Here is a 7,611-nt window from a genome sequence, read left to right as displayed (position 1 = left end):
CCAAAATTGGGGTTTTAGACGACCTTTTTAAATTCCAGATTGTATTGGCGTGTACGGATTGGACGTTTGGTTTTTTATTATTCAAACTACCAAAACGCTTATTCAATATGTCGTCTGACACCCAAAGTCAGCCTGTCTAAACCGGCCAAATCCTGTCGGGTTTTAATCTCTGTAAAACCATTTTCCGACAAAATCTGCCGTACTGCCCCGCCTTGGTTATATCCATGTTCCAACAGCAACCACCCGCCCTCTTTCAAAAATTCAGGCGCACGCTGTGCCAGCTCCCGAATACAGGTCAAGCCGTCGGCAAAATCGGTCAATGCCGTTTGAGGCTCAAAACGCAAATCTCCTTGGTTCAAATGGCTGTCATCTGCCTCAATATAAGGAGGGTTGGAAACAATAACATCAAAACAATATTTGTCTTCAGACGACGTTTTATCTGTATCGAACCATGATCCTGATGCAAACTCAACTGCTGCACCCAAATTTTCTGCGTTTCGACGGGCAACAACCAAAGCCTGCCTGCTAATATCAGACGCGCGTACTTCTACATCCTTCCGTTCCAATGCCACCGTAACAGCAACCGCCCCGCTACCGGTACCCAAATCCCAAACCCGTCCGTTTTTCGGGAGATATTCGATAACCGCTTCAACCAAATGCTCGGTTTCCGGACGGGGAATCAAAACATCAGGGCAGACTTCAAACCAACGACCATAAAACTCTCGGCCACCCATGATATAAGCCATTGGCTCACCGTTCAGACGACGCTCCGCCAAACTATCCAGCCGAGCGAAAACATCCGCAGGAATCGCTTCTGCTCCCTGCGTTATTAATTGAACACGGCTGTAACCTCCTCCCTTTTGCAAAAGCATACGTGCCTCTATGCGCGGTAGCGGAGACTGCCGTATCCAGTCATCTAATGTCATCACTCTTTTTTCATTCATTTCCATCTCATCATCCATCAACTCTGCCTGCTAAAAACAAACATAAAATACTTCCAAGATTTCCTTGAATTTACCAACATTTAATTTTACAAGTAGCTTTTTTTGTTCACCAAGCAACAGGATTAAGACGGGAAACATAACAATGCTGGAGGCTTTGTGAGGATTTCCCTATAGAAGATGTCGTTTGATGAAAAAACACAAAAACTATTTAAGGTCGTATCCCTTAATACCGCTTTAAAACTACTACACATTTATCCTATACCCTATATATTTTCTTGTATTTAATAAATGAACACATCTAATAAAAAGCAACCAGGTAAAAACAGTACAAGCATCATAATTAAACGCTAAACGTTCTTAAACCACCATTCTCCTTAAGTACGCAAGGATTAGGCTGAGACCTTTGCAATAACATAGGTTACTAAAATTTTATGCTCAATCTCATTTTCAAAATGCAAAACCTTTCTGATTTTTCCTACTTTTTGCTCAATATTAGGAAGGTTTTAGTCAATTGGAATTTTTTTAGCGCATTTTTATGCGTCAAATTTCGTTAACAGACTATTTTTGCAAAGGTCTCAGGCTGTGTATTCCTGATTGAGAAAGTTTTCTATAAATAAGGATGCGTCGTATTTAAAACATCATAAAAGCTGAGAGGTCGTCTGAAATATTTCAGACGACCTCTCGGTGAATAAGGCAAAAGCCTGAAATAATCAGGCTTTTATATTTGGCTCCCCGACCTGGGCTCGAACCAGGGACCTGCGGATTAACAGTCCGTCGCTCTACCGACTGAGCTATCGGGGAAAGATTTCGGATTATAGAGAAATAAGTAACTTATGTCAACACTATTTTAAAGAATACAATGGTGTAAGTTCCTAAAATACGGATAAATACTGGAATTTATAGAATTTCAGCAATATGCTTCGCGGCACGCTTGGCATCCAACAAAATCAAGCCCAGCTTACCGCTTTCTTTTGCCATCAAAGCCAAAACCGCGTTTTCTCCTGCCTGACTCAGCAAAATATAACCAGTCTTCCCTTTCACCATAACCTGATCAAGCTCACCGCAAGCCAACTCATGGACGGAGCGGTTACCCAATGCCAGCAATGTTGCTGACATTGCACCAACACGGTCTGCATTTAAATGCGACGGCAACATGGTTGCAATAGGCAAACCGTCAATAGAAATAACGGCTGAAGCAGTAATATCAGGAGAGGTATTATTCAAATCGCTCAATACAGAAATCAATAATTGTTGCATACATATTCCATTCTAAAATAATAATCGGTATATAGTGTGTTAACGGCTTCCATAGCGGTGGTATAAAACTTTGACCAAGGTTACAAATGCTTCCTTGTTCAAATCAGGCATACCGCCGATAACCAAAATCAACTTGGTATTACCGATATATAAAGGGAAGAAAGTCAACTCACTTTGTCCTGAAGGATCGCAAATACCCCATGCATTATTATTAATATGCAGATTATTACGGATTAATAGGCGATGGCTACTGTCCATCTTTGTTACTTCACTGGCCAAAAGCCCCAACTCTTCGGCAGCCTCGTGATGGAAATTCGCATTTGCAAAATACAATCCGTTCTCATCTGCCAGTAATGCCTTTCCTGAGCTTGAAAGTTGCTCCAATAAGTAAGGCAATTGCTCGTCAGTAAGATGTATATCCTCATTACTGGCATTTTCATCACCATACAGAAACTCAAGGCGTTGTAGGCGGTACAGCAAATTCAAAGCGGTATTGATATCACTGGTATCTGCCCATGCCAAAATTTTCTCACTGCTGATAACCTCTGTAGGACTTGCCTTCAGCAAGCTATATAACAAAGTGCGGCTGGCACTGGGAGTATCGCTCGTCACCGCATAATATGCCCCTGCCGGTGTAACTTTAGGATATAAATTTGATTGTAAAGAAAGAGTCGATTCCATTTATTTTATACCTCTAAACCCGGGTCGATTGAGAACAACATTGCACTTACCAATTGTTTTACATCATCTTCTCTTCGAGCATCAATCTCAAATACCGGCACATTAAAATTATTTTGAGCCAAGTATTTCTGATAAACGTCAACGCTTGGCAGTGATCGAATATCCATCTTGGTAACACCGACAACCAGCGGGGCTTTTTTCAATAATTCACGAAAAGCCTCTAAGAAAAATTGCAAGTCTTTTAGTGGGTTAGTACGGGTATTATCTAAAAGCAGAACCAAACCCATACTACCTTGACTTAAAATTTCCCACATAAAATTAAAGCGTTCCTGACCTGGTGTACCATAAAGGTGGACTTTCACCTCTTCATCCAAATGAATAACTCCATAATCCATTGCTACAGTAGTATAACCTTTTCGCACCAATGTCATATCGGAAGCTGATGCGTCCGTTTGTACAGGAGGTTCATCCGACAAAGCTGAAATAGCTGTTGTTTTACCCACTCCGACCGGACCGGTAAAGATAATCTTATTTTCCTTCATTACATGTCCTTCTTATCGTTTTCCCAATAACTTACGCATCAATCGTTGCAGCAGTCCGCGTGGTTGTTCTTGCGACGGCCCTGCAATTTTCTCGGCATCTTTTACCATCTGACTATCAGGCACATTGCTATTTACATCAACTTGTTCGGAAACATTGGTCTGATTGTGTGCGTATTCAGTGTCCGTTGCCAAGAAACCGGTTACAGAAGTAGCTGCAAGATAATTCAATATATCGGGCATCTCCAACGGCATAACCTTATAGAGAATATTCAGATTAACCGATGTTTTAGTCAGAAAGGCGGACAGCCTCATAGATTCAGGTACAGGAGCCAGCCTGGTAAGATTGGGCCAACGTTTCAATGTAAAAATAGTTTGAGGCGTCATCGGATAAATCAGACGACCTTGCGCAGTCCAAATAGCCATCTGCCACAGACAAGACATAATGGTAACTTTGGCTTTTTCCTTCCATTGAGGATTGTCAGGTACTACTTTACATACCACAGAAAGATTGTCGTCTTTACAAAGGCTCTCCAAATCATGTGCATTAACAGTCAACAAAACACGCTGAATACTTGGGAAAACTATTAATACTGGCTTACTTTCATGTAAAACAGCAATATCCTGATGGCCTTGACTAGCGAATTTCAATGCTCCCAACAATCCTTTATTCGGGTTAAACCGTTTGATTGTTGCTTTTCGCCCTCCTTCAGCGTCACCATTACCCTCGGTATTTTGTTTTGCTGTCTCACTATCAGCAGGATTAAAAACATTGCCTCCTTGAGCTAAACTTCTCAATACAGGAAACAAGGTATCGAATTTGACCGGCTTAGGGAGATATGGCGTCTCCACGGAAGGTTCTTGTGAGCAAAACATCGCAACTGGAATATCGGAATATTCGATTTTCAACGTTTTCCAAGTCTCAATGCCGTCAGCCGTATCTGTATCTACCAGAACCAAATCCGGCTTTTCAACAGAATCCGTACCGATGATTTGATAATTCGTCGTATTGTGCATTTTGAAAGCCATACGGAATACAGCTTCCTGCTGCTCTTTCATATCACGAAGCATAACCCGTATGGTTTTAATTTTAGGTAAAAGATTGTCCATAGATGGTACTCTCTAAATGATTTTATTTTATTTTTTTGAATATTGATTTACGCGTTGAAGCAAGCGGCTCATAGCCAAAATAACTTCTTCCGGCAAACTGACAACCCGTTCACGCAAGATACGTAAGAACTGTTCCAAACGTGCCCAGTCTTCAACTCTTTCGTAAAGATCAAACAACATGACATATAACTGAGACTCTTGCGGATATTGCAGCACAGCCTGCTCCAAAGTATCAACAGCCAAATCCAACTGACCATACATCAATAGTGACTCGACTTCTTTTAGAGCCTCATCAGCGGGTGATGAATTCATGCTGATAACGGACGAGTCTTTTTGTACCAAATCTCGGTATTTCGCCTTCATTTGCAAAGAAGTGGGCTGCAAATAACCTCTGGCCAAACCAATTTCTTTTACACGATTTTCATTTGGTCCCTTTTCCAAATCATCAAAAAGCTCATGGTAACCAAGACTATATCCCCAGCCGAGCATCCGTTCTTTCACTTGGCGGCCATATTGGCCAAGTGAGTGATAAAGCTTCCATAAATGTTGCGCGAACTGACCAATTTCTTCATTTTGGTAGTCCAACTTCAAAGCATCAATAATTAAGCTGGCAGGTTTTGGAGAGGTTTGAATAGCACGGTTGTATTGTTGTACTGCCGTTTTATAATCAACCTTATCCTTCAAAATTTTCGCACCATGCTCAGGCTTAACAAATCCAATGACCGCACCCATTTCCTCGGGTGTGATGTCATTAAATTCTTTTTTTCCTAACACAATTAAAGAACGTTTTGAAGCTTGAGAAGTTGGAGAAGTGTGCTGAACATCATCTGAAGAAGTTGAATCCGATTCTGAAGAATCTTCTATTCCCGAAGGTTCACCAATTTTGCGCTCAATTTCCTGCAAGCTCCATCCCAAACGTTCCTCCGCCAAAACACGCAGGCGCAAGTGCGTCGGCTCAGTCATTAAACCGACCTTAACGTATTCAGCCAAACTCTCCTCGGACAAAACCAATCCGTGTTTTTCCAACGCATCAGCCAGCATGTCGACATTGCCTACACGGAGGCTCAACCCGATTAATTCATGAACCAGCTTTTCGGGAGCCCCATCGCCTAATCCGTTCAGATACCCGGCTAAAGACTCCGCAGCCTTGCTTTCATAACCGAACTGTTTGTACACCTGATATTCAGTCAAAGGATCGACTTCCTGAGCAGATACTGATGCTGTTGAAGCCGAGGTCTCGCCTCCACCCCACTCCCAATCCTGTTGTTCAGTATCAGAAACAGACTGATTGACCTGATCCATCCAATCCGGAGTAACAGAATCCCCATCTTTTTGATTTGGTTTGTTATGATGTATTGATGATTTGGCAACCTTAGTTGTTTTTTTATGTGTCGTTCCGCTTTGCTTAAAACGGACAAACAACAATACAACCAATAAAAGCGCCAACAATACGATTAAAAGTGAATAATCCAAGAACACCTCCCGTTTCTGTGGAGCAGCAAACAAACTATATTTTATATTCATCTCCGGCAACCATCAAAATTGCCGAATCATCTTATTTTCTGAGTGAATTATGATAACATGATTCAACCGATAATTACATAAAAAACCATTTTGCAAATACCTATATACCATTTTCCAAATCAAAAACACCTATAGATTCGACATGCGAAGTCTGTGCAAACATATTCATTACGCCTGCAAATTTCAGCCTATAACCTTTATTTACCAATACTTCTGCATCTCTGACAAAGGTTGCCGGATTGCAAGACACATATACTATCTTTACCGGCAAATACGGAGCATGTAGTGATTTGACAACAGCATAAGCACCACTTCTCGGCGGATCAAGCAACATCTTGTCAAATTGACCCCATGACGCTACCACAGCCTCATCTGTTTCAAACAAATCCGCTTCAAAGAAGGATACCCTATCGGAACAACCGTTAGCCGAAGCATTGTTTTGAGCCCTCTTAACCAACGAACCTTCACCTTCGATTCCAACCACTTCAGCCTCACTTTTTGCCATAGGGATACTGAAGTTTCCAAGCCCGCAAAACAAATCTGCAATACGCTCGTTTTTCTGAATATCCAGAAGTTTCAAAGCCCTGCCGACCATCACTCCATTTAAACCTGCATTAATCTGGGTAAAATCCCCGGGTTTGTACGGCATTTCAACCTCAAACTCAGGCAAAGCATATCCCAAAGGCTGACAATCTTTTGGATAGAATGGCTGAGCCTCCTGTCTTCCGGCTTGCAGCCAAATCTGCCACTGCTTTTTCTCACAACCTAGTATCGTATCAAACCATTTTTCAAGTTGTCTCAATTTTTGACTAGGCGGTTTTTTTCTGGAACAAATGTTCAAAACCGTTAGTTTTTCACTATTGAAAAACTCAATAAATAGCAAATCCAAATCTATCAAACTTTGCAACATTTGCTTTATTTTTGGCAACTTCTCAGAAATATGAGCCGGCAACACCATGCATGAATCGACATCAATCACATCATGAGTCTTTTTTGCCTTAAAACCGATTTTCAGACGACCACCCGCATCCTTTGAAATACTCAGTCTGGCACGATCCCGATAATGCCATGGCGTTCCATATATAGCAGGGAGAATCTGCTCAGGTAGGATTTTGCCGATGCGTTCCAACTGTTCTTCCATAATGCGCTGCTTAAATGCAATCTGGGCTGTCGAATCGATGTACTGCATTGAGCAACCGCCACATGTATCAAAATGCCTACACTTCGGTTTAACTCGATTTTCCGAATATCGGATGATGTCAATTACCCGTGCTTCATCAAATTGTTTTTTCGAACGAATGATTTCAAACCGTACCCGCTCACCCGGTATCGCTCCTTCAATAAACAATGCCTTACCATCAACGCGCGCAACACCTCTTCCTTCATAATCCAAAGAAAAAACATCTGCCTCGCCATCATATCGCCTGTTATCTTTCCGCATCTTCATCAAGAAAATCCATTTTGCCCGAGAAGGCATATTTCGTTTGCAAAAACGTGTATTTTCGCACAAAACCAAAAAGATTCAGGTATGATTGCCCGAAATATTTCCACCCCCT

At 41.7% G+C, this 7,611-nt stretch carries 7 protein-coding genes and 1 tRNA gene; all 8 read right to left on the bottom strand.

Annotation, left to right across the window (positions count from 1 at the left end):
* Nucleotides 1–98: 98 nt before the first annotated feature.
* The 8 genes from prmC to rlmD all read right to left on the bottom strand — a co-directional run bounded on the left by prmC (nucleotide 99) and on the right by rlmD (nucleotide 7,532).
* On the bottom strand, nucleotides 99–926 hold the full coding sequence (prmC, locus tag NSCA4_RS0103145) for a peptide chain release factor N(5)-glutamine methyltransferase (protein ID WP_029609478.1): 828 nt from the start codon (nucleotides 924–926) through the stop codon (nucleotides 99–101).
* A 743-nt stretch (nucleotides 927–1,669) separates the two neighbouring features.
* A tRNA-Asn gene (locus tag NSCA4_RS0103140) sits at nucleotides 1,670–1,745 on the bottom strand.
* A 96-nt stretch (nucleotides 1,746–1,841) separates the two neighbouring features.
* A complete protein-coding gene (locus NSCA4_RS0103135; RefSeq protein ID WP_016686787.1) occupies nucleotides 1,842–2,201 on the bottom strand; it encodes a roadblock/LC7 domain-containing protein in 360 nt (119 codons plus the stop codon).
* 39 nt (nucleotides 2,202–2,240) lie between these two features.
* Nucleotides 2,241–2,882, bottom strand: coding sequence for a hypothetical protein (locus NSCA4_RS0103130; protein WP_016686786.1), 642 nt, complete (start codon nucleotides 2,880–2,882; stop codon nucleotides 2,241–2,243).
* A gap of 5 nt (nucleotides 2,883–2,887) precedes the next feature.
* Nucleotides 2,888–3,424: a GTP-binding protein gene (locus NSCA4_RS0103125; protein ID WP_003743737.1), complete on the bottom strand. Its 537-nt coding sequence runs from the start codon at nucleotides 3,422–3,424 to the stop codon at nucleotides 2,888–2,890.
* A 12-nt stretch (nucleotides 3,425–3,436) separates the two neighbouring features.
* Entirely contained in the window at nucleotides 3,437–4,531 is a 1,095-nt protein-coding gene (locus tag NSCA4_RS0103120) for an alpha-glucan phosphorylase (protein WP_016686785.1), read from the bottom strand.
* A 27-nt stretch (nucleotides 4,532–4,558) separates the two neighbouring features.
* A complete protein-coding gene (locus tag NSCA4_RS0103115; protein ID WP_016686784.1) occupies nucleotides 4,559–6,055 on the bottom strand; it encodes a tetratricopeptide repeat protein in 1,497 nt (498 codons plus the stop codon).
* A 100-nt stretch (nucleotides 6,056–6,155) separates the two neighbouring features.
* Entirely contained in the window at nucleotides 6,156–7,532 is a 1,377-nt protein-coding gene (gene rlmD, locus NSCA4_RS0103110) for a 23S rRNA (uracil(1939)-C(5))-methyltransferase RlmD (protein WP_016686783.1), read from the bottom strand.
* Nucleotides 7,533–7,611: the final 79 nt, after the last annotated feature.

Origin of the sequence: Neisseria sicca 4320 (genome assembly GCF_000193735.1) — a bacterium.
Taxonomy (GTDB): Bacteria; Pseudomonadota; Gammaproteobacteria; order Burkholderiales; family Neisseriaceae; genus Neisseria; species Neisseria sicca_E.
The sequence above is the reverse complement of the archived record's forward strand: the minus strand, read 5'-3'. Positions and strand labels throughout refer to the sequence as shown.